2 protein-coding genes are annotated in these 2,402 nt (G+C 70.9%); one reads left to right on the top strand and one right to left on the bottom strand.

Translation table 11 applies throughout. The features are described from left to right. Positions 1-976 (bottom strand): DUF3068 domain-containing protein (locus tag BN11_RS15665; RefSeq protein WP_048699236.1); only part of this gene is annotated, 976 nt, incomplete at its 3' end. Positions 977-1,096: 120 nt separating this feature from the next. On the opposite strand from BN11_RS15665, the gene BN11_RS15670 reads away from it, so the two are divergent. Continuing rightward, positions 1,097-2,359 (top strand): acyltransferase family protein, encoded by a 1,263-nt coding sequence (locus tag BN11_RS15670; RefSeq protein ID WP_083433806.1) that lies wholly within the window; start codon positions 1,097-1,099, stop codon positions 2,357-2,359. The last annotated feature ends 43 nt before the right edge of the window (positions 2,360-2,402 follow it).

Below are 2,402 nucleotides of genomic sequence, written 5' to 3' on the forward strand. Positions count from 1 at the left end.
CGGCGGCCCGCACCGACCCGCGCGTCGGCGCGGCAGCGGTCGCCCCAGCGGCGGCACTCGGGGTGAGGTCCGGGGTCACCGTCCGGGTGCGCACGGTCTCACCGGCATGGCGCTCGTCGTCGCGGTTGAGCATCAAGCCGGCGAGCAGGCTGAGCAGACCGAGGAGGCCGGCGATCCACGGCAGGGTGCCGATGAGGCCGAGCTTGCTGCCGTTGGCCTTGGCGTCCTTGATGTTCGCGGCGACCTGGTCGTCGGTGAACCCCATGCTCAGGTCCAGGGCGGAGGCCCCGTCCGCCGTGACGCGGACCTGCTTCTCGACCTGCTTGATGATCGAGCCGGTGGCCTTGTCGATCCACAGCGTCTTGTCGAGGGAGTACTTGCCCTGCACGCCGCTGGCGATCTCGGCCGGCTCGTCCTTGACGTTGACGTTGAACTTGTAGGTGTCGAGGCCGTCGAGCTTCTCCTCTGCCACGAAGACCGCGTCCACCGCCCGGTCGAGGATGCCGTCCCAGAAGGGATAGGTCTTCTGCTCGACGTCGAAGGGGAACTTGTTGATCAGCCCCTGGTGGGTCGTCGCAAGGTTGCCGAGGTACTTCTCCTGGTCGGAAACCGCGAGCGCGGTCTTGCGGTCGGTCGCGAACGCGTCGGTGCCGGCGTTGATCAGCTGGCTGTCCTCACCCTCACCCGAGACGCAGTCCGGCGCATTGCCGTCCTTGTTCCACATCAAGCAGGAGAAGGTCTGGAAGACCGCGGTCTTGCCGTCGGATGCATCGCCGTCGATGACCGAGTGACTGGTCGCCTTGATCGGCGCCCGATCGGAGCCGAGGTAGCTCGCGTCGCCGCTGAGCGTGGTGAGGCTGTCGACATCGAGCGGGGTCTTCTTGACCTGACCAGGCACCCACAGCAGCACCAGGAGCGCCGTCGTGAGAAGAAAACCTCCCAAGCCGAGAAGCAGCGGGCCGAGAATTTTCCGCATGGTCGAGTGGCTCTCCTCCGAATGATTGCCGCTCGCCGCCGTCGCGAGGGGTCGGCAGATGCTACCAGCGGGTAAAAGGAATCGGAAACACCACGGCGGTCAGGCCGTATCCTGCCCGCCATGACGCGTGGCCGGGGCACCGACGGTATGCCGCGCCGGGGCACCGACGCTATGCCGCCCCAGGGCGACGGCCTGCCGCGGCACGTCGGCGCCCTGGACGGGTTACGCGCCGTGGCCGTTGCGCTCGTCGTGGCGACGCACGCGGCCTACCTGTCCGGCAGTGTCACCACCGGCGGCTTGTGGGGCCGGCTGCTCGGTCGCGGCGACTTCGGGGTTGCGCTCTTCTTCGCGCTCTCGGGCTATCTGCTGCACCGCGGCTTCCTGACCGCGCCGCAGGAGCGGCTGGCCCTCGGCAGCTACTACCTGCGCCGGCTGGCGCGCGTGCTCCCCGCCTATTGGGTGGCCCTCGCCGCGGTCGTCGCCCTGGCCCGGCCGCCGGCGCTCGACAGCGTCCTGCACGCCCTGGCCGTGCAGATCTATGCGCCGGGCTCGCACATCCCGAGCTTCTCCCAGTCGTGGTCGGTCGCGACCGAACTCTCCTTCTACCTACTGCTGCCCCTCGTCGCCGCCGCCCTGCACCGGCTGCGTCGCCGCCGCCCCGACGCGCCCCTGCGGCTGCTGGTTTGGCTGCTCGGTCCGGCGGTCCTGCTGGCCGGGCTGATCCCGGGAGCCGATCTCGAACACGATGTGCCGGTGGAGCGGTGGCTGCCGGCGCGCGCGGGGTGCTTCCTCGTCGGGATGATCCTCGCCGAGGCGATCGCCCGTCCCGACCACCCGATCACCCGCCGCCTACGGGCCGGGACGCGGACGCCGGGCCCGGTGCTCGCGCTGGGTGGCGCGGCATACCTGCTGGCCACCACGCCCCTCGCGGGCCTGCTGACGCTCGGCACGATCAGCGGGTGGCACCTGGGGATCAAGATGTTGCTCTCGTGCGTGGTGAGCGGGGCGCTGCTCGCCCCCGTCGTGCTGTGGCCGGGCAGCGGGTATGCCGCGTGGCTGGCCCGGCCGTGGCTGCGCACCCTCGGGCGGATCAGCTACGGGATCTTCCTGTGGCACCTGCCGGTGTTCGTCGCTTTGTATGCCGTCTCGGGCGCCCGGATCTTCAACGGCGGCCTGGCCGCGCTGCTGGCGATCGGCGTGCCGGTCACGCTCGGGCTTGCCGCCGCGAGCTACCGGTGGATCGAACTGCCGGCGATGCGCTGGGCGGCGCGCCGGCGGCGTGTGCCGGCGCCCGCTCCCGGATCGGGAGACCCGACGGCGGCAGATGTGACGGCCGCAGATGCGCCGGCCCCAGCAAGGCCAGCAGCACGGCCGCGAGACTGAGGACCCGGGTCACCGATTCCACGGCCGGGCTTCCCGGGCCGGT

The organism is Nostocoides australiense Ben110, assembly GCF_001050535.1.
Lineage (GTDB): Bacteria > Actinomycetota > Actinomycetes > Actinomycetales > Dermatophilaceae > Nostocoides_A > Nostocoides_A australiense.